Raw genomic sequence first — 20,063 nt, forward strand, 5'->3', positions numbered from 1 at the left:
CAATGATAGATGAAATAAAAATAAAAGAAGCTGTAAAAATGATAATAGAAGCTATAGGAGAAGATCCTGAAAGAGAAGGACTTCTTGAAACGCCTGATAGAATAGCGAAGATGTATTCTGAAATTTTTTCAGGAATGAATGAGGATCCAGTATCTCATCTTTTAAAACAATTTTCGGTAGAAAATGATGATATCATTTTAGAGAAAGATATTTATTTTTATTCTATGTGTGAACATCATTTTCTTCCTTTTTACGGTAAAGCTCATATAGCTTATATTCCAAATGGAAAGGTAGCAGGGTTAAGTAAATTAGCAAGAACTGTTGAAGTATATGCTAAAAGGCCTCAGCTTCAAGAAAGAATGACTGCACAAATAGCAGATGCTATTATGGAAAATTTAGATGCTAAAGGAGCAATGATTGTGATTGAAGCAGAGCATATGTGTATGACTATGAGAGGTGTAAAAAAACCTGGAGCTAAAACATCTACTATAGTGACAAGAGGAAGGTTTAAGGAAGATATTAATCTTAGAAACGAGGTTTTAAGATTAATTTAGGCACTAGGTAATAGATATTTGTTGAAAATTTTACAAAAGCTAAGATACTTGTAGCATCTAGTAAAAAGTGAGGTTTTTAAATGAACTTAGAAAGAGTAAATAAAATTTTACATCATGATAAATATAAAGAATATTTAAGTAAAATACTTAAACATGAGGAGAAAAGAGAGTTTTGTAAGCATGATATGATACATTTTCTAGATGCGGCTAGGATTACTTATATTTTAAATTTAGAAAATAATTTAGGTATAGACAAGGAAGTAATTTATGCATTAGGATTACTTCATGATATTGGGAGATGGAAGGAATACGAGGAAGGAGTACCTCATAATATTGCAAGCTGTGATTTAAGTGATGAAATTTTAATCGATAGCGGTTTTACACAAAATGAAAGAGAACAAATAAAAAATGCAATATTAAATCATAGAAATAGTAATGAAAATAAGGATAAATTAGAAAATAATTCTCTTGGAGAAATTTTTTATAGGGCAGATAAACTTTCTAGAAGTTGTTTTAGTTGCGGGAATAGAGAAAAATGTAATTGGACAGATGAAAAGAAAAATGTAAATATATATTATTAATTATATTTAGATAGTTTAAGGGGGATAAAAAAAGTGATAATAGGAAATAAACAATTTAATTTAGGAGAAAGAACTTACATAATGGGTATATTAAATGTTACTCCTGATTCTTTCTCTGATGGTGGAAGATATAACAATATAGATGCTGCTATAATTCATGCTAAAAAGATGATAGAAGAAGGAGCAGATATAATAGATATTGGGGGAGAATCTACAAGACCAGGGCATATTTTTGTACCAGAAGATGAAGAAATAAAAAGAGTAGTTCCAATAATTAAAGCTTTATCAAAGGAAATAGATGTACCTATTTCTATAGATACTTATAAAGCAGAAGTAGCTAGGGAAGCTGTAAAAGCAGGAGCAAGTCTTATAAATGATGTTTGGGGATTTAAGAGAGAAAAAGAAATAGCAAAGGTAGCTGCTGAATATAAGGTAGCTTGTTGCCTTATGCATAATAGAGAAGATAAAAATTACAATAACATAATGGAAGATATGTTGAAAGACCTAAGGGAAAGTATAGAGATAGCGTTAAAGGCAGGTGTAGAAAAAGATAAGATAATGATAGACCCTGGTATAGGGTTTGCAAAAACTTATGAGGATAATTTAAAGGTTATGCAAAATCTTGAGAAGTTTAATACTTTGGGATATCCAGTTTTACTAGGAACATCTAGAAAATCAATGATAGGATTTGCTTTGGATTTGCCAACAGATGAAAGAGTAGAGGGAACTCTTGCAACTACGGTTATAGGAATAACAAAAGGTTGTGATTTTGTGAGAGTACATGATGTTAAAGAAAATAAAAGGGCTTCCATGATGACGGATAAAATTATGAGAAGCGTTTTTTAGAAAACATACCTTAATTAATAAAATTACAGGAGGAAGTGACGTAATGGATAAGATTTACATAGAAGATTTAGAAGTTTATGCTTTCCATGGAGTTAACCAAGAAGAAAAAAATATGGGTCAAAGGTTTTTTATTTCTGTTCAAGTATATTTAGATTTGAGTCCTGCAGGCATAAGTGATGATTTAACAAAAACAATTAGTTATGCACAGCTTTGTGTAGAAATTGAAGAAGAGTTTAAAAAAAGTAAATATGATTTAATTGAAAAGGCAGCTGAAGAACTTGCTAAGTTCATGCTTTTAAAATATGAAACTATAAAGAGAGTTAAGCTTATGATAAAGAAACCTTGGGCACCTATAGGAAAGCCAATAAAGTATGCGGCGGTAGAAGTAGATAGAAAATGGCATACTGTATACATAGGCGTAGGTTCTAATATAGGGAATAAAGAAGACAATATAGAACAAGCTATTAAAAAAATAAACTTATCAAAACTTACTAGGGTAACAAAGGTCGCGAATATGTATGTTACAAAGCCAGTAGGTTATACAGATCAAGATGATTTTTTAAATACAGCATTAGAAGTTAAAACTTTACTTCATCCAAAAGATTTGATTAATCTACTATTAGGAATTGAAAAGGAATTAAAAAGAGAAAGAATAATAAAATGGGGTCCTAGAACTATTGATTTAGATATTCTTCTTTATGATAATTTAATAACAGATTTCGAGGAAGCTATAATACCTCATCCTAGGATGCATGAAAGAAACTTTGTGTTAAAGCCTCTTTCGGATATAGCACCGTATCTAATACATCCTATATTAAATAAAAGAATATATCAACTAAGAGATGAATCTGAAAAAAAATAATTCATATGTGAATTTAGAGTTAAAGAAAAATAATGATAAATAATTATAAATACTATTATTAGGGCAATCACTCTTAACAAGTTTAATTATAGACAAGCAAAGGGGCGAAGTTAATGAAACAAATAGACAAAAAAAAGAGTATTATAGCAGATATATCATTGTTTCTAGTAGCTGTTATGTGGGGAGGTGGCTTTGTAGCAACAAAAGGGGCGTTAGACAGTATATCACCTTTTTATATTACAGCAGCTAGATTTATAATAGCTACTTTTTTATTGAGTATAATATTTTTTAAGAAAGTAAGAAATATAGATAAAAAGCATATAAAAGGTGGTTTTGTAGTTGGAGTATTTTTGTTTGGGGGATTTGCGACCCAAACCATAGGACTACAATATACAACAGCAGGGAAACAATCTTTCCTTACTGCTACTTATGTGGTTTTAGTTCCTTTTTTATATTGGATTGTTAGTAAAAAAAGACCAGATGTATATTCTACTATAGCGGCATTTTTAAATTTAATTGGTATAGGAATGTTAAGTTTAGAAAGTGGTTTAAGTATAGGATTAGGAGATAGCCTTACACTTTTGTGCGCAGTTTTATTTGCAGCACAAATAGTTGCAATAGAGTTTTATACCCATGATTTAGATCCTATAATATTAACTATAGTACAATTAGGGGTATGTGGTATTTTGTCAGCTATGTGTGCTATTATATTTGAATCAGTCCCTAAAGGGTTTACTACAGATGGAATTATGTCTATTTTATATTTAGCGATTTTTAGTACTATGCTTGGCTTAATAGTTCAAAATGTAGCACAAAAATATACATATGCAACACATGCAGCAATCATCCTTTCTTTGGAATCACTATTTGGAAGCTTATTAGCTGTAATTATATTAGGAGAAGCTTTTACTATAAAAATGGTTTGGGGATGTGCATTTATATTAATAGCTGTTATAACAGCTGAAACTAAATGGGGATTTTTAAAAACAAAAAATCAAAATGAAATAGTTAAAGAAGAGAATTAGTTATTAAAGGCTTCTAAGGAGTTCTACTCCTTAGAAGCCTTTATCCTTTAGGGAAAACCGTTATCCAGAGTCTTGTGCCATTTTTTACTCCAACTTTAAAGAAAATGGGAATAAAGAATGGTTAGACATCGGATAAGTTATGTAGCAACCTAATTATTTTGGGAAAATTCAGGGAAAATTTACAATTAATTATAATATATAGAATGTTTAAGATATATAGCACATATATTTTATTATGAAAAATAACATAAGTAAACTCTATCTATAATTAATTAAAATATTAGACTATTATAAGCATAGTAAATGAGAGTTAGTATTAAAAAATGGAGGGAGAATAGTGAATGAAATAGATATTGTAAAGAGTAAAAATTTACAAAAAAACAAAAAACATAAGATACCAATTAAAGATAGGATAAAAATTATAGAACCTTACTTATACATTTTACCTGCTTTAATTATTTTTTCATTATTTATTTTTTATCCTTTTATTAAAACTATATATTTAAGTCTAAATTCAACAGATTCTCAAGGTAAGGTAAGTAGTTTTATAGGGTTACAAAACTATATAGACCTTTTTAAGTCCATTTCTTTTAAAAATAGTTTAATAGTTACAGGTAAATTTGTTGTCTTTACTGTAATTCCATCTATGATAATAGGATTTATATCTGCACTTCTTGCAAATGCAAAAATAAAGGGAGTTGGAATATTTAGAACAATATATGCACTTCCTATGGCAATCTCATCTGCTTCAGCTGCAATTATATGGATGTTTCTTTTTCACCCCAGTATAGGAATAATTAATTATGTACTTAGAGCGAATATAGGATGGCTTACAGATGAAAAATGGGGACTAATAGCTGTGTCATTGGTTACTGTTTGGCTTAACATAGGTATAAATTTTATATTTACTATAGCTGCTCTTCAAGGAGTTCCACAGGATTTATATGAAAGTGCTGCAATAGATGGGGCAGGAGTATTTAGGAAACATTTAAATATAACAATTCCTTGTATATCTCCAACAATATTTTTTCTGTTAGTAATAAATATTATAAATACCTTCCAAGCTTTTGGACAAATAAATATAATGACCTCTGGAGGACCAGGTGAATCAACAAATGTTCTTGTACATTCTATATATAGAGAAGCATTTTTTAATAATAGATTTGGTGTTGCTAGTGCTCAATCAATAATTCTCTTTATAATTTTATTAGTTCTTACGTTAATCCAGTTTAGGGTTGGAGAAAGAAAGGTGAATTATTAATGAAAACAAAAAATACTTCTAAATTTATAGTGTATGCCTTGAATATTATGATTTCAATTTTGATTTTAGGGCCTATTTTATACACTTTAGGGGTCAGTTTTATGACACCAGAACAGATTTTTGAGTATCCTCCTAGGTTTATCCCAAGGTCATTGTATATTAAAAATTACAAAGAAGCGTTAGAAATAGCACCTATAGGTAGATTTATCTTTAATAGTTTTATAATGTCTGTAGCAATAACTGCTGGACAAATAATAACAGGAATGTTAGCTGCATATGCTTTTTCTTTTATGGAGTTTAAGGGGAAAAAAATTTTATTTATAGTTATACTATCTACGCTTATGATTCCAGGGCAAGCAGTAATTATTGCAAATTATTTAACTATAAGCTCTCTTGGATTATTAGATACGTTTAGAGCTCTTATTTTACCATATTTAACATCTGCTCTTGGTATATTTCTTTTTAGACAATTTTTTTTATCTATACCAAAAGAGTTATATGAAGCTGCCGTTATAGATGGATGTGGAAATTTTAGGTTTTTAATTAGTATTGTAATACCGCTTTCTAAACCAGCCATAGGATCACTTGGAATATATACTTTTCTACATGCGTGGAATATGTATATGTGGCCATTGCTTACTACTAACAGAGATGGAATGAGAACAGTACAAATAGGAATAAGTATGCTTGAAAATGTAGATTCACAAGCATTTGGACCTGTAATGGCAGGCATAATTATGATAATTTTACCGTCTATTATAGCATTCATTTTAGGCCAAAAACAATTAATAGAGGGATTAACAGCTGGATCTGTTAAAAGTTAAATAATTTAAATTAGATAGTTTAAAAGAAAAACATGAGATAAAGGATATATTTTTATAAACGTTTTCATAAATGGTGCTTGGCGTGTAGTTAATGTAAATTCATTTATAACATCTTTAAATTTGTGTATTAAATAAATATGTAATTAAAGGAGGAATATATTATGAAATTAAAAAAAATTCTTTCAATTACTTTAGCAACATCAATAGTATTTTCTTTAGTAGGATGTGGGGCAAACAACGCTGGAAAGGCAGATAATAGGCCAACTGATTCAAAAGAGACGTCCAACGGAAAGGTTATAGAGCTTAAGTTTTGGCATTCAATGGGAGGAGTTAATGGAGAAGCAGTAAAAACCATGACAGATAACTTTAATAAAACCCATAAGAACATACATGTTACTGCTCAGTACCAAGGAAAATACGATGATGCTTTAACGAAACTTAAAACTGCTATGCAGGGAAAATCAGGCCCTGATATTTGCCAAGTCTATGATATAGGAACTAGATTTATGATAGACAGTGGTTGGACAGTTCCTATGCAAAATTTTATTGATAAAGATAAACAATTTGATATTTCTCAATTGGAGCCTAACCTTTTAGGATATTATACTGTTGATAACAAACTATGTTCAATGCCTTTTAATTCTTCTACCCCTATACTTTATTATAACAAAACTGCTTTTAAAGAAGCTGGGCTTGATCCCAATAAACCACCTAAGAATTTTAAAGAAATAGAAGAGTATAGTAAAAAACTTGTAAAAAAAGATGGAGACAAGATATCACAATATGGATTTTCAATGTGTATATATGGATGGTTTTTTGAACAATTGTTAGCAAAACAAGGAGCTTTCTATGGAAATAATGAAAATGGAAGGAAAGGTAAAGTAACACAAGTTGAATGGGATAAAAATGGAACTGGTTTGAATATATTAAGAGAATGGAAAAAGCTTATTGATACTGGTGCTGTAGGAAATTTTGGAAGAAAAGTAGATGATACTAAAAATGCTTTTACAGCAGGTAGAAGTGCAATGATACTTGAATCTACTGCTTGTTTAGGAGGATTCTTAAAAGGCGTTGGAAACAGATTTGAAATTGGAACTGCATATCTTCCAAGTATAACAGATACAGACAAGGGAGGAGTAGTAATTGGTGGAGGATCTTTATGGGCGCTTGACAATGGTTCTGAAGAGAAGAAAAATGCAACATGGGAATTTATAAAGTATATATCTTCTCCAGAACAGCAAGTGTATTGGAATAGTAAGAGTGGGTATTTCCCAATAACTAAAAAAGCTTATGATGTTCCTGAAATGAATGATCATTTAAAGAAATATCCTCAATTTAAAACAGCTATAGACCAATTACATGATACTCCAGTAAATTCTGTTACACAGGGAGCTTTGTTAGGAATATTCTCAGAAGCAAGACAGACTATAGAAATGAATATTGAGAAAATGATTCAAGGAACTCAAACTCCAGAGCAATCAATACAAAATGCAGCTGAAAAAATAAATGGAGCAATAAAAAATTATAATCAAAATAATAAGTAAAGGCAGAAGAACTAATTTTTTTGCACTAGTTTTTATAAAAATGTAATTTTTGATAAATATATAATATTAGAATATTGATTAATAAAAAATAGCTTATTGTTTAAAATTTAATAATAAGCTATTTTTACATATCAAAGTACTTAATTACTTTGACCAATAAGGTGGACGAACTAGCATTATAGGTAGTTTAGTATTGGAATCGCCCTTAGCCGTGTTGATTTGGGCTTGGGTAAGAAAGATGCTATTTGTCAGATTAGCTCCACTAAGGTCAGCATCTCTCAAATCAGCACCGATGAGGTCAGCTCCACTCAAATCTACTCCTCTAAGGTTTGAAGCAATGAGGCATGCGCCCCTAAGATCCGTACCTTTAAGATTAGTTTTTCTAAGGTCTGCGCCAAAATAATCTAATCGTTTAGGGGTTGATTTCTGATTTCTTAAAGAATTATTTTTTGTGCCTATAGCTTTAGTACGTACTAGTTCACTTGTACTTCTAAGTAATATGTTAACTTTGCTTCGATGAGCTTCTAAATCTAGTACTAATAAAGAATCAGGGTTAAGAAGGGTGAGACGTTCAGTATTGTCTATCAATGAACTTATTTCCTGTTGGGCACAGTGGTCTTTTTGTAGGATAAATGCTTGAGTAAGATACCATAACATTTCATGAAGCTGTCTCATAATTAGAAATACTTCAAACATTTCTTTAGCAGATTCAGGGTTTTGTTGCCAGTCTTGGCCAGCGTAAGTAATTTGAGCTACCTTTTGACCAGCACCAAAACAGTCATAGGCAGTACATCCCTTAAGGCCTTTAGCCCTAAGATTTTTGTGAACAGAACAGGTAAAGTTTGATTGTAAGTTTATACAAGGCTTACCGGCGTCTTTGTTGGTGGGAAAACCTTCTGAAGCTGAAAAGTATAATGCTACACAACATAGACCAAAACATTTTTTGCAGTCAACTCTAAATTCTTTATTAAGTTTATCTTTATTTTTATATATCATATTTAGTACCTCATATTAGAAAAATATAAATAAATTTTACTTTTAAATTATAACATATACATGGTGTGTTTCAACATCAATATACCAAGCCATCTAAGTAATAAATAAATCTATTTTATATTTTCTATTGTTTGGTATTTAAATTAAGGATTGACTATATAGTTATAATGTTAATTTGAGTAAAACACATATATATTTAAATTAGACTATGGTTTAGCAAATTTTTGATTTTGTATAATTTTAAATATAGTATTAGGACTATTAAAGGAAGTTTTAGAAGAAAGATATTTACATTCTTTAAAAATAGAGTCTTAAATTAAAGATTATTAGGTATTAAAAAGTAGAAAAAGGTGAATTTTATATATAGGAACAATTTGTTTAAATGAAAGACTTAAAAATAAAGATTTAAAAGAAAATTATTTTATAAGTTTATAAAGATTTAAAAGAAAATTGCATAAGTGTATATTTTTTAGAGAAAGTTTTGGTAGAATATATAATATATACATATAGATTAGGAGGAGATTTAATGGAATTTGAAGTAAACAAAGAATATCATGGTTTTAAGTTAATAGAAGAAAATCATGTAAAAGAAATAAATTCAAAGGTTAGAGTATTTTTTCATGAAAAGAGTGGAGCTAAACTTTTAAGTCTAGAAAATGACGATGACAATAAAGTTTTTGCAATAGGATTTAGAACACCACCAGAGGATAGTACGGGGGTTCCTCACATATTAGAACATTCAGTTTTATGTGGTTCTAGAAAATTTCCAATTAAAGATCCTTTTGTAGAATTAGCTAAAGGTTCATTGAATACTTTTTTAAATGCAATGACTTTTTCAGATAAAACTATATATCCTATAGCAAGTAAAAATGACAAAGATTTTTTAAATTTAATGGATGTTTACTTGGATGCAGTTTTTCATCCTAACATATATAAATATCCAGAGATATTAGCTCAAGAAGGATGGCACTATGAATTAAACAGTAAGGATGAAGAAATAACATATAAAGGTGTAGTATATAATGAAATGAAAGGAGCTTTTTCATCCCCTGAAGATGCTCTTTATAGAAAAATTCAAGAATCTTTATTCCCAGATACAACTTATGGTGTAGAATCTGGAGGAGATCCTAGTGATATACCAAACCTTACTTATGAGCAATTTATAGGATTTCATAAAAAATATTATCATCCATCAAATAGTTATATTTATTTGTATGGTGATGGAGATTTAGATAAACAACTTAAATTTATAAATGATGAGTATTTAAATGAATTTGATAAAATGGAGATAGATTCTCACATAGATATTCAAAAAACTTTTAATGGTATAAAAGAGGTTAATGGAGATTACCCAGTATCACCTAATGATAATGGGAAAGATAAGGCTTTTTTAAGTTTAAACTTTGTAGTAGGTGAGTGTACAAATCCTGAAATATCTATGGCTTTTGAAATATTGGAATATTTATTATTAGAGACATCTGCAGCACCTCTTAAAAAAGCTCTTATAGATGCTGGGATAGGTAAAGATGTTTACGGATTTTATGATAATAGTATACTTCAACCAGTATTTAGTATAGTAGTTAAAAATTCTGATGAAAGCAAAAAAGAACAATTTAAGAATATAGTTTTTGATACTTTAAGAGAACTTTCCGAAAAAGGCTTAGATAAAAAGTTAATAGAGGCTTCTATAAATATAAAGGAATTTAGATTAAGAGAAGGGGATACAAGAACTTATCCTAAAGGATTATTATATTATACAAAAGCTATGGATAGCTGGCTTCACGATAAAGATCCTTTAATTCATCTTAGATATGAAGCACCTTTAGAAAAAATAAAGGCAGCTCTTACTACAGATTATTTTGAAAAACTTATAAAGCAATATTTAATAGATAGTAATCATTGCAGTTTACTTTTATTAAAACCAAGACCTGGTATGGCTGAAGAAAGGGCAGATGTAGTACGAAAAAAATTAAGTGATTACAAAAAATCTCTTAGTGATGTAGAGATAGATAAATTAGTTAAGGACACAATAGCTTTAAGAGAAAGACAAATTACTGGAGAAAAGCCAGAAGATTTAGAAAAGATTCCACTACTTTCTTTAAAAGACATAGAGCCTAAAATAGAAGATCTTCCAATAGAGGAGAAAGATATTTGTGGAAATAAGGTATTACTTCATCCAATGTTTACTAATAAAATTGCTTATTTAAGGCTTATATTTGATACTAAGACAGTTGAACAGCAAGACATACCTTATATTGGATTATTATCTGCAGTTTTAGGTAAAATGGGAACTGAAAATTATAATTATATGGATTTATCAAATGAAATTAATATCTCTACTGGTGGAATAGGATATGCTTCAGTAACCTATCTAATAAATAATACCCCAGGAGAATATGTACCGAAGTTTTTAGTTAAATCTAAATCATTAGTAGATAAATTACCAAGATTATGTGAGTTGTTAGAAGAAGTAATTCTTAAAACTAAATTTGATGATAAAAAAAGATTAAAGGAGATTATACAAGAATTAAAATCTAGATTAGAAATGGCTATTTTTGATGGTGGTCATATTGTTGCAGCTAATAGGTTATTTTCATATTTTTCACCTATAGGATTTTATGAAGAAAATATATCAGGATTGAATTTTTATAAGTTTATAGAAGAATTAGATGAAAAATTTGATTCCAAATCTGATGAAATAATTTCTAAATTATCAAAGGTGTCTAAGGAAATATTTAATAAAAATAACTTATTATTAAGTGCAGCTGTAGAAAAAGAAGATTATAAAAAAGTAGAAGAAAATATATGTTCTTTTGTGAATAGATTGAGTAAGGATAAAGTTGAATCTAAAAATTATAATTTTGATATTAAAGCTTATAATGAAGGACTTATGACTCAAGGAGATGTACAATATGTAGCAAAAGGATCTAATTATAGAAAATTAGGTTATGAGTATAGCGGAAGTCTTCAAGTTTTAAAAACAATAGTGAGTCTAGATTATTTATGGAATAAGGTTAGAGTTTTAGGTGGTGCATATGGAGCTTTTGCTTCTTTCGGAAGAAGTGGAAATATGTTTTTTGGATCTTATCGTGATCCTAATTTAAAGGAAACATTAGAAGTTTATGATAAGTTATATGAGTATTTAGAAAACTTTGAAGCTGATGAGAGAGAGATGACAAAATATATAATAGGAACTATAAGTAATTTAGATACACCGCTAACTCCTCCTATGAAGGCAGATAAGGCATTAGCTTATTATTTAAGTAATATTACTGCTGAAGATGTTCAAAGAGAAAGAAATGAGGTCTTGAATACATCTAGAGAAGACATAAAAGGTTTTGCTAAGATGATAAAAGAGGGGTTAAGTGAAAATTATATATGTGTCCTTGGAAACGAATCTAAATTAAGACAAAATGAGGATGTATTTTATAATTTAGTGGATGTATTTAATTAAGTGAGGAAATTGAATAATTCTATAGATATATAACTTCATGCAAGTTTTATTGTTAACTGTTTAGAAAAATTCTTTTTTTAAATGAAACTTGCATTACGTAATTCAAATTTTTAATTATGCAATTGAAAATAAGCCACTATGAATAAAAGAAATTTCATAGTGGCTTTTAGGATTTACTTTAAAAGAGTATTATTCTAAATATTGGGCTGTTTAACAAAAGAATCTTTACATAGAGAATACATATTATATCTTACAGGAATATTTTTCATATCTATGTAATCCATATAAAAATCGCCATCCCAAGGATATACAGATATAAATTCGTTGTCGTATACATTTATTATGTATTTTTCATTAGTGTCTTGAAATGTGAAAAATATTTTGTACTCAGGTTTTTTATTTAAAGTTACAGGTTTTTGAATAAAGTTAGGTTTTCTAAGTTGTTTTAAAAAATGTCTAATTATTTGAATGTCTTCTCCAGATAGTGTTTCAGTTTTATAGAAGTTAGTATCAAGAACTTTTATTTCATATTTATCAGATAATGTAATATTTTTTGCTAATAAATTTGTATAGAAGTAGTTTGATGGTTTTTCTCTACCTAGATACATTTTAAAGCTTATAAAGATTGATAATAAAAGGGTTAATATCAACACTATAAGGCTACCTTTTTTCAATTTTAAAGTCACCTCATTTTTATTTGTATATAACAAAATATGTTTATACAAAAAGGTTTATTACTCAATAAAAAAAATGTTGCATAGCAACATTTTTCTAAGATACTCTTTCCGCTGAATTATTTGTGTTTATAGAAGTTTTTTTTTTATTGTTTAGAACAAAGAAAGAAATAATAAAAGCAATTAATGCAGGGATTACCCAAGCAAATCCAAGAGAAGATAAAGGTATAAATTTTAATAAGCTCTCAAATAAAGATACCTTAATTCCCATATTACTTACTGTACTTATAATAGAAATTAATAAAGTCACATATACTGTTATTTCTATAATCTTATTGTTTTTAATAAAATCAGTAAGTAAGTTGGAAATAATTAAAACAATTACTATTGGATATAGTATTTGCAATATTGGGTCTGCTAAAGCTACTATTTTATCCACACCTCTTAATGCAATAATCATACTTATTACAGTTATTATAATTGCATTAAATTGATATGAAATTTTATTTTTAAAAAGGTTTGTAAAAAATTGAGAAGCAGTGGCAATTAATCCGATTGAAGTAGTTAAGCATGCTACTCCAACAGAAATACTTAATGCTATTCCACCAAAATTCCCAAGAGCCTTTTGAGATATTTCCATAACTAGCTTTGTTTTAGGAATATTATCAGCATACAAAGTTGCAGTTTGAGATCCTAAATATAAAAGTCCGCCATAAATAAAACTAAGTCCTATAACTGCAACAAAACCAGATTTTATAGTTGCAGAAGAAATTTCTTTGTCAGAAGTATAACCTTTTCTTTTAACAGAAGAAATTATAATTGAAGCAAAAATTACAGATGCCATAGCATCCATTGTTTGGTACCCCATTAACAATGAGCTAGAAAAAACATTTGTATAACCTGTATTAATAATAGGACCTATAGGGGAAATAAAACCTTTTATGATTATTAAGCTCAACATAAATAAAAGTATAGGAGTTAAAAATTTACCTATATTATCAATTAATGAAGTTGGTCTTAATACAAAGCATAAGTTTATCAAAAAGAACACTGATACAGCTACAAAAGGACTTATACTAGGAAATAAAGGTTGAATACTAAGTTCAAAAGTTGTAGCTGCTGTTCTTGGTATAGCCAACATAGGGCCAATTGATAAAATCAAGGCAGTTGTGGCAATCACAGCAAAAGGTTTATTTACTTTGGAAGCCATTTTTTCAAAGCTTCCTCCACTTTTAACACAAGCGACTATGCCCAGTAAAGGGAGCCCAACCCCTGTTATTATAAAACCTATTGAAGATATTAAATATGATGAGCCAACTGATTTTCCTAATGATGGAGGGAAGATTAAGTTGCCAGCACCAAAGAACATTGCAAATAATGCAAATCCTATTATTGCAAAATCTTTAAATTTTTTATTCATAAATAGCCTCCTTAAAAAGTAAATACAAAAAAAATGATAACATATAAACCCATAGTTATTCAAATAAAAAAAATTGGGATTATTGAAAACAAACATATGTTCCTATATAATAATATCAAGTGATTTTAATTTTAAGTTAAAGTTTATAGAAATTAATATTTTAATTTATTTTAAATATATAAAGACTTGGTTATGGAAGTTATTATTTTATAAAAATATAAAAAGAGAGGGAATTATAATGAAAAATGAGATTAATAAAATTATTTTTCATATAGATACAAATTCAGCTTTTTTGTCTTGGGAAGCCACACATAGATTGAAAATGGGAGACAAATTAGATTTAAGGACTATTCCTTCTATAGTTGGAGGAGATAGACAGAAAAGAAGAGGGGTTGTTTTAGCTAAATCAGTACCAGCTACAAAATATAACATAAAAACAGGGGAACCTATAGCTACAGCTCTTAAAAAGTGCCCTGATTTAAAGATTGTTCCACCTAATTTTGATGTTTATATAGAATATAGTAAAAAAATGTTTAACATATTGAAACAATATTCTTCCAAAGTGGAGAGATATTCAATAGATGAGGGGTTTATTGATTATGGACATATTAAATATTCTTTTAAAAATTATATAGAAGCAGCCAATAGTATAAAAGAGTCAATAAAGAATAATTTAGGTTTTACAGTGAATATTGGTATAGGAAGTAATAAACTATTAGCTAAGATGGCTTCGGATTTTGAAAAACCAGATAAGATTCATACTTTATTTGATTTTGAAGTAAAGAAAAAGATGTGGTCTATGCCTATAGAAAAGTTATTTATGGTTGGCAAGGCGACATCTAGTAAGCTTAGAGAGTTAAATATAAATACTATTGGAGAGCTAGCTTTATATGATCTAGAAATACTACAATATAAATTTAAAAGATATGGAATACTTATTTGGAACTATGCCAATGGTATAGACGAGTCAATAGTAGGAGAAAAAATAGAGGCAAAAATGAAGGGGATAGGAAATTCAACTACTATACCTTATGATGTTAAGGAGAAAGATAAAGCTTATGAGATTTTATATTATTTAGTGAATAAAGTTACATCTAGGTTAAGAAATTCTAAAAATTCATGTGCATCTATCAGTGTTACTATTAAAAATAGTTCCTTTGAAACATACTCACACCAAAGAAAGTTAGACCAGTATGTCAATTCTAAAGAGGAGATTTTAAAAATTACAAAAGAATTGTTTGATGAAGTTTGGAGGAAAGATCCAATAAGACTTTTAGGGGTAAGGGTATCAAGTTTATCACCACAGGATTCTTTTCAAATTTCATTTTTTGATAATGAACAATCATAAGTTATAAGCTGAAAATAAACATGAAAATATTTCTTATTTAAAATCAAATTTTAACGGTTAGACATCGGATCAAAAAGAATAAAAAAGCTTATATTACATAAACTAAGGGGGAAAAAGAGAGGAGGAAATATTATGAATATAAATTTAACACAGAAAGAAAGAAATCTTTTAGAGGATCAAAAAAGCCATGAACAATTGTGTATTGACAAATATACAGATTATACAAATCAAGCTACAGACCCTCAACTTAAACAAATATTTACAAGTAATTTAAATCAAGAAAAGGAACATCTAAATAGCATTAACCAATTATTAAGTGGTCAAATTCCAAATATGAATTCACAAGGAACAAATCAACAAGCTGCTCAAGCTATGCCTGCAAATACAGCTAATGCAGGGGCTGGATTAAATGTTGTTGCTGATTCTAAATTATGTGAAGATATATTAATGACTGAAAAATATGTTTCATCAACTTATGATACAACTATTTTTGAATTTAGAGATACTAATGCTAGAGATTTGCTAAACCATATACAAAAAGAAGAACAAAAACATGGGGAAGCTGTATATAAGTATATGGAAAGTAAAGGAATGTATAATCCTAAATAACCGGAGTACTTAGCTAAAAAACAATAAAATATATAATAATTTTAAAAGGAAGGTAAGTATAATGGGAAAAAGAAAAAAATTAAATAGGGAGAATAATAATATAGAGGCAGAGAAAATACATAGAAAGCTTGAAAAAGTTAATATGGAAGCTGCTGGTGAATTTCAAATAGAAGATGCTAAAAAACAAACTGGAAAAGGAAATCCTAAAAATCAAAAAAGATAGATTCTAGAAACAAATTACTATGTAATTTATATGTAGTAATGGTGATTTTAAATTAAGTGAATATTACTATAGTAATAAAAGATTAAGATACTATAAAAAGCTGCTAGCAAGCAGCTTTTTATAGTTAAATTAGTAACTCAAAATAAATAATTTTAAGTTAACATTTTTTTAAAAATTATCAAATGAAGTATATTATATTATCAATGTGTGGTATAATACGTCATAAGTATTTTAGTATTAATATAGGTGGAATTTAATATGAAAATTGATTTTAATAATTCGCTATATATTTTTTTATGTATAAGTTTTTTTATTGTTACCTTATCGTACATAAAGTTTTCTATTAATAAACTAAAGAATGAGATAGTAAGTGAGAATATTAATGAAAGTCAGATTGCTAAGGTATCTCAATTTTTAAACAAGCTTATTATAGAGGATTATGTATCTTATGAGAAATATGATGTATGGCGATTTTGTGTTGAAAGCAGATTTGTGAAAGTAGTGGTTTAAATTCTAAATTATTTTAAAGGAGATTAGAAAATGAACATTATTTTCACAGTATTTAACAACATATTTAATGGATTATATGGTATAACTGGAGACTATGGTATTGCTATAATTATTTTGACTTTATTGGTAAAAAGTTTATTTTTACCAATGTCTATAAAACAAAAAAAGATTATGGAAAAACAGCAGGAAACCTCAAAAAAAATAGAAATGATAAAAGAAAAATATAAACACAATAAAGTTAAATTAGATGAGGAACTTCAAAAAATCTATTTGGGTAATTCAGTAAATTTATTAGGATGTCTTCCTATGCTTACGCAGATACCAATAATGTATTCATTATATAAAGTATTTTCATCTATGGTGGTAGAGGTAGGAACAAAGTTAGTTCCTTGGATTTCAACTTTAAATGTTGCAGATCCATATTTTATACTTCCTATGTTTACTGCGATAGTTCAATTGTTACCCAATATATTGCGTACTATTGGAATTCTTAAGAACACATCAATTGGTAAACTTACTCCTATGAATCTAGTAATGATAGGGGGATTCAGCATTTTATTTTTAGTAAAAGCTCCAGCAGCTATAGCCTTATATATGATAGCTACTAGTCTTTATTCTGCGGCAGAGCAAATAATATATTCAATATATTCAAATAAAAAATGTGTAGCTTAAAATTATGTTTTAAGAAATGACTATTATGATATAAAGGTTTGAAATATAATTTTGATACTAAGATTATTAAAAAGTAAAATAATAAATATTACTCCCTTTAAAATACATATGTATTTTAAAGGGAGATTGCATTTTATTATGTAATGTAAATATATTACTTTACTAAATGTTGAAATGAGTTTTTCGAAATGAAACAATAAATACAATAATTAGACAAATTACTACAAATATACTTGAATTTAAATATAGAATCATTTATAATATGTTTTTGATATTATAGGGAATAATAATTTTATAACTTAACGATAAAATATTCGGAACAATCAGGAGTGGGTAAAATTTATGAAAAATGCATTGAAAGTTTACAAAAGAGATGTAAAAAAGGTAGTTACAAATTGGGTTGCTTTAGTAATAATTACAGGACTCATGATTTTACCATCACTGTATGCTTGGTTCAATATAGAGGCTTCTTGGGACCCCTATTCTAATACCAATGGCATAGCTGTTGCTGTAGTAAATAAGGATAATGGTGCTAATTTTAAAGATATTAGAGTAGATGCAGGAAAAGACATAGTAAAACAACTTGAAAGTAATGATAAAATAGGATGGAAATTTGTTGATGAAAAAGAAGCTAAGGCTGGTGTTGAAACTGGGAAATACTATGCAAGTGTGCTTATACCAGAGGATTTTTCAGAGAAACTTTTAACGATAGTAAAAGATAAGCAGGAAAAGCCTAGTTTAATTTACTCTGTAAATGAAAAAGTTAATGCTATAGCACCTAAGATTACTAGTAAAGGAGTAACTACTGTACAAAGTGAAGTATCAAAGACTTTTGTTAAAATGGTAAATGGGAAGGTCTTAGAAATTGTTAACAAATTAGGTATAGAACTTGATGAAAGTAAGCCTAAACTCAAAGAATTAATTAGTATGATATTATATGTAGATGATAGAATGCCTGAAATAAACAAAGGGATAGATGCGCTAGAAAAAGGTACTGTTACTCTAGAAGAATTTTTAGGAAATGTAAAAAAAGATATTCCATTACTTCAAGATACTATTCTTAAAGCAAAGGGTATAGTAAATACTAGCGTAGTATTTTTAAATAAAGCAAAAGATGGATTACAGAAAACTGCTCCTTATATAAAGGAAGATTTAATACTTGCTAGAGATTTAACTAGTAGTGCAGAATCACTAACAAGAGAGGGAATAGATGTAATATCTCAAAGTGCACCTAAAGCTAAGGAGTTTTTTGTAAGGGCAAGGGAAAAGTATGTTAATGCTGTTGATAATATAAATAGTATAATGGATTTATTAAATTATCTAGATAGAGACAATAGTAATGGAACTTTAAATAGAATCAAAGAAAATCTTGCTTCTATAAAGAATAATTTAAACGGTAAAATAGATACATTAAACAATGTAATAGCTTCTATAGATAAAGGACAACAACCGTCTATGGATTTATTGAATAAGCTTGGAGATAGATCTCAAAGTGCTTCATCATCTTTAGAAGGAATTATAGGAAGATATGATTCAGAGATAGTACCTGCTATAAATGATACGATTAATCAATTAACAAGTGTAGCTGATAGTACTATAACAATATTAAACAATGCTAATTCAAGTTTACCACAACTAACAGGATTATTAGATAAGGGTGCGGATGGTACAAAAAAAGCTAATGAACTTATCAAAGTACTCAAAGAAAAACTTCCACCTATACAAAAGTCAATTCATGAGGTGGCAGGTAAACTTAGAAAATTAGATGCAGATTCGCAGTTAAATGAAATTATATCATTAATGAAAAATGATGCAATAAGCGAGAGTAACTTTATATCTAACCCTATAGATATAAAAGAGAATAAAATATTTCCGATTCCAAACTATGGATCAGGTATGTCACCTTTCTTTACAACATTATCTTTATGGGTAGGAGCATTACTTTTAGTTTCACTTCTTTCAACTCATGTAGGAGAAATGGAAGGAGTGAAGTTAAGTACCTCAGATATATATTTTGGAAGATATTTAACATTTGTGACTATAGCTATATGTCAAGCATTAATTGTTAGTATAGGAGATATATTCTTACTGAAAACCTATGTTGCACATAAATTAGCATTTGTGCTAATGTCTGTATTTATAAGTATAGTGTTTTCCATGATAGTATATTCTTTAGTTTCTATTTTTGGAAATGTAGGTAAAGCGATTGGAGTAGTTCTTTTAGTACTTCAGATATCTGCATCTGGGGGTACTTTTCCGATACAGGTAACTCCAACATTTTTCCAGATGTTAAATCCTTTTTTACCATTTACGTATGCTATAGGAGGAATGAGGGAAACTGTGGGAGGAATTATAAAGAATGTACTTGTTAAAGATGTAGCTACTTTGAATGTATATTTTATTATACCTTTAATATTAAGTGTTCAATTAAAAGGTAAGTTACAAAATATGAATGAAAAACTAGTAAGTAAATTAAAGGAATGTGGATTAGTAGGACATTAAATAAACTTAAACATCTCATGTTGTTACATGGGGTGTTTTTTTATTTAGGTTATGTAAATAAATATATTGAAAACTTTATTTAATAGGTTAAAGATGTGTGTAAATCAAAATAATATAGCATATTAAAAGAAAGGATGCATAAAAAATACATTTATGTA

At 28.3% G+C, this 20,063-nt stretch carries 18 protein-coding genes; 15 read left to right on the top strand and 3 right to left on the bottom strand.

What is annotated here, in order from left to right; all coding sequences use genetic code 11:
• The first annotated feature begins 5 nt into the window (after positions 1-5).
• The 8 genes from folE (at position 6) to OW729_RS03650 (ending at position 7,497) form a co-directional block, all read left to right on the top strand.
• Positions 6-554 (top strand): GTP cyclohydrolase I FolE, encoded by a 549-nt coding sequence (gene folE, locus OW729_RS03615; RefSeq protein ID WP_268060392.1) that lies wholly within the window; start codon positions 6-8, stop codon positions 552-554.
• An 80-nt stretch (positions 555-634) separates the two neighbouring features.
• Entirely contained in the window at positions 635-1,135 is a 501-nt protein-coding gene (locus tag OW729_RS03620) for an HD domain-containing protein (RefSeq protein WP_268060081.1), read from the top strand.
• Positions 1,136-1,168: 33 nt separating this feature from the next.
• Positions 1,169-1,981 carry a dihydropteroate synthase gene (folP, locus tag OW729_RS03625; protein ID WP_268060082.1) on the top strand — a complete coding sequence of 271 codons (813 nt, stop codon included), beginning with the start codon at positions 1,169-1,171 and terminating at the stop codon, positions 1,979-1,981.
• A 43-nt stretch (positions 1,982-2,024) separates the two neighbouring features.
• The gene (folK, locus tag OW729_RS03630; protein WP_268060083.1) at positions 2,025-2,843 is read left to right on the top strand and encodes a 2-amino-4-hydroxy-6-hydroxymethyldihydropteridine diphosphokinase; all 819 of its coding nucleotides are present in this window, start codon (positions 2,025-2,027) and stop codon (positions 2,841-2,843) included.
• Between the two features lie 113 nt (positions 2,844-2,956).
• Positions 2,957-3,868: a DMT family transporter gene (locus OW729_RS03635; RefSeq protein WP_268060084.1), complete on the top strand. Its 912-nt coding sequence runs from the start codon at positions 2,957-2,959 to the stop codon at positions 3,866-3,868.
• A gap of 346 nt (positions 3,869-4,214) precedes the next feature.
• Positions 4,215-5,129, top strand: coding sequence for a carbohydrate ABC transporter permease (locus OW729_RS03640; RefSeq protein WP_407647636.1), 915 nt, complete (start codon positions 4,215-4,217; stop codon positions 5,127-5,129).
• Complete coding sequence (locus OW729_RS03645; RefSeq protein ID WP_268060085.1) at positions 5,129-5,953, top strand: carbohydrate ABC transporter permease; 825 nt, start codon at positions 5,129-5,131, stop codon at positions 5,951-5,953. Before OW729_RS03640 ends, OW729_RS03645 begins: the two co-directional genes overlap by 1 nt.
• A gap of 161 nt (positions 5,954-6,114) precedes the next feature.
• On the top strand, positions 6,115-7,497 hold the full coding sequence (locus OW729_RS03650; protein WP_268060087.1) for an ABC transporter substrate-binding protein: 1,383 nt from the start codon (positions 6,115-6,117) through the stop codon (positions 7,495-7,497).
• A 144-nt stretch (positions 7,498-7,641) separates the two neighbouring features.
• Here the strand turns inward: OW729_RS03650 and OW729_RS03655 are convergent, their stop codons facing one another.
• On the bottom strand, positions 7,642-8,493 hold the full coding sequence (locus OW729_RS03655) for a pentapeptide repeat-containing protein (RefSeq protein ID WP_268060088.1): 852 nt from the start codon (positions 8,491-8,493) through the stop codon (positions 7,642-7,644).
• Positions 8,494-9,019: 526 nt separating this feature from the next.
• Between OW729_RS03655 and OW729_RS03660 the strand changes: the two genes are divergently transcribed.
• A complete protein-coding gene (locus OW729_RS03660) occupies positions 9,020-11,947 on the top strand; it encodes an insulinase family protein (protein WP_268060089.1) in 2,928 nt (975 codons plus the stop codon).
• Positions 11,948-12,141: 194 nt separating this feature from the next.
• Here the strand turns inward: OW729_RS03660 and OW729_RS03665 are convergent, their stop codons facing one another.
• Positions 12,142-12,621, bottom strand: coding sequence for a DUF4883 family protein (locus tag OW729_RS03665; RefSeq protein WP_407647632.1), 480 nt, complete (start codon positions 12,619-12,621; stop codon positions 12,142-12,144).
• Between the two features lie 97 nt (positions 12,622-12,718).
• Positions 12,719-14,041 (bottom strand): branched-chain amino acid transport system II carrier protein, encoded by a 1,323-nt coding sequence (gene brnQ / locus OW729_RS03670; RefSeq protein WP_268060090.1) that lies wholly within the window; start codon positions 14,039-14,041, stop codon positions 12,719-12,721.
• A gap of 238 nt (positions 14,042-14,279) precedes the next feature.
• Here brnQ and OW729_RS03675 point away from each other — a divergent pair, with 238 nt between their 5' ends.
• From OW729_RS03675 to OW729_RS03700, 6 genes are all read left to right on the top strand, one after another.
• Positions 14,280-15,389 carry a Y-family DNA polymerase gene (locus OW729_RS03675; RefSeq protein ID WP_268060092.1) on the top strand — a complete coding sequence of 370 codons (1,110 nt, stop codon included), beginning with the start codon at positions 14,280-14,282 and terminating at the stop codon, positions 15,387-15,389.
• 132 nt (positions 15,390-15,521) lie between these two features.
• Positions 15,522-15,998 (top strand): ferritin-like domain-containing protein, encoded by a 477-nt coding sequence (locus tag OW729_RS03680; protein ID WP_268060093.1) that lies wholly within the window; start codon positions 15,522-15,524, stop codon positions 15,996-15,998.
• Positions 15,999-16,059: 61 nt separating this feature from the next.
• Positions 16,060-16,221, top strand: coding sequence for a hypothetical protein (locus OW729_RS03685; RefSeq protein ID WP_268060095.1), 162 nt, complete (start codon positions 16,060-16,062; stop codon positions 16,219-16,221).
• 258 nt (positions 16,222-16,479) lie between these two features.
• On the top strand, positions 16,480-16,731 hold the full coding sequence (locus OW729_RS03690; RefSeq protein ID WP_268060096.1) for a hypothetical protein: 252 nt from the start codon (positions 16,480-16,482) through the stop codon (positions 16,729-16,731).
• 30 nt (positions 16,732-16,761) lie between these two features.
• Positions 16,762-17,403 carry a YidC/Oxa1 family membrane protein insertase gene (locus OW729_RS03695; RefSeq protein ID WP_268060098.1) on the top strand — a complete coding sequence of 214 codons (642 nt, stop codon included), beginning with the start codon at positions 16,762-16,764 and terminating at the stop codon, positions 17,401-17,403.
• A gap of 342 nt (positions 17,404-17,745) precedes the next feature.
• On the top strand, positions 17,746-19,905 hold the full coding sequence (locus OW729_RS03700) for a YhgE/Pip domain-containing protein (protein WP_268060099.1): 2,160 nt from the start codon (positions 17,746-17,748) through the stop codon (positions 19,903-19,905).
• Positions 19,906-20,063 lie beyond the last annotated feature (158 nt).

It is taken from the genome of Clostridium brassicae (genome assembly GCF_026738875.1).
GTDB lineage: Bacteria > Bacillota > Clostridia > Clostridiales > Clostridiaceae > Clostridium_H > Clostridium_H brassicae.

Coding starts and splice junctions, on each gene's coding strand:
- OW729_RS03620 (WP_268060081.1), top strand. CDS start 635: ATGAACTTAGAAAGAGTAAATAAAATTTTACATCATGATAAATATAAA.
- folK (WP_268060083.1), top strand. CDS start 2,025: ATGGATAAGATTTACATAGAAGATTTAGAAGTTTATGCTTTCCATGGA.
- OW729_RS03635 (WP_268060084.1), top strand. CDS start 2,957: ATGAAACAAATAGACAAAAAAAAGAGTATTATAGCAGATATATCATTG.
- OW729_RS03645 (WP_268060085.1), top strand. CDS start 5,129: ATGAAAACAAAAAATACTTCTAAATTTATAGTGTATGCCTTGAATATT.
- OW729_RS03650 (WP_268060087.1), top strand. CDS start 6,115: ATGAAATTAAAAAAAATTCTTTCAATTACTTTAGCAACATCAATAGTA.
- OW729_RS03655 (WP_268060088.1), bottom strand. CDS start 8,493: ATGATATATAAAAATAAAGATAAACTTAATAAAGAATTTAGAGTTGAC.
- OW729_RS03660 (WP_268060089.1), top strand. CDS start 9,020: ATGGAATTTGAAGTAAACAAAGAATATCATGGTTTTAAGTTAATAGAA.
- brnQ (WP_268060090.1), bottom strand. CDS start 14,041: ATGAATAAAAAATTTAAAGATTTTGCAATAATAGGATTTGCATTATTT.
- OW729_RS03675 (WP_268060092.1), top strand. CDS start 14,280: ATGAAAAATGAGATTAATAAAATTATTTTTCATATAGATACAAATTCA.
- OW729_RS03680 (WP_268060093.1), top strand. CDS start 15,522: ATGAATATAAATTTAACACAGAAAGAAAGAAATCTTTTAGAGGATCAA.
- OW729_RS03685 (WP_268060095.1), top strand. CDS start 16,060: ATGGGAAAAAGAAAAAAATTAAATAGGGAGAATAATAATATAGAGGCA.
- OW729_RS03690 (WP_268060096.1), top strand. CDS start 16,480: ATGAAAATTGATTTTAATAATTCGCTATATATTTTTTTATGTATAAGT.
- OW729_RS03695 (WP_268060098.1), top strand. CDS start 16,762: ATGAACATTATTTTCACAGTATTTAACAACATATTTAATGGATTATAT.
- OW729_RS03700 (WP_268060099.1), top strand. CDS start 17,746: ATGAAAAATGCATTGAAAGTTTACAAAAGAGATGTAAAAAAGGTAGTT.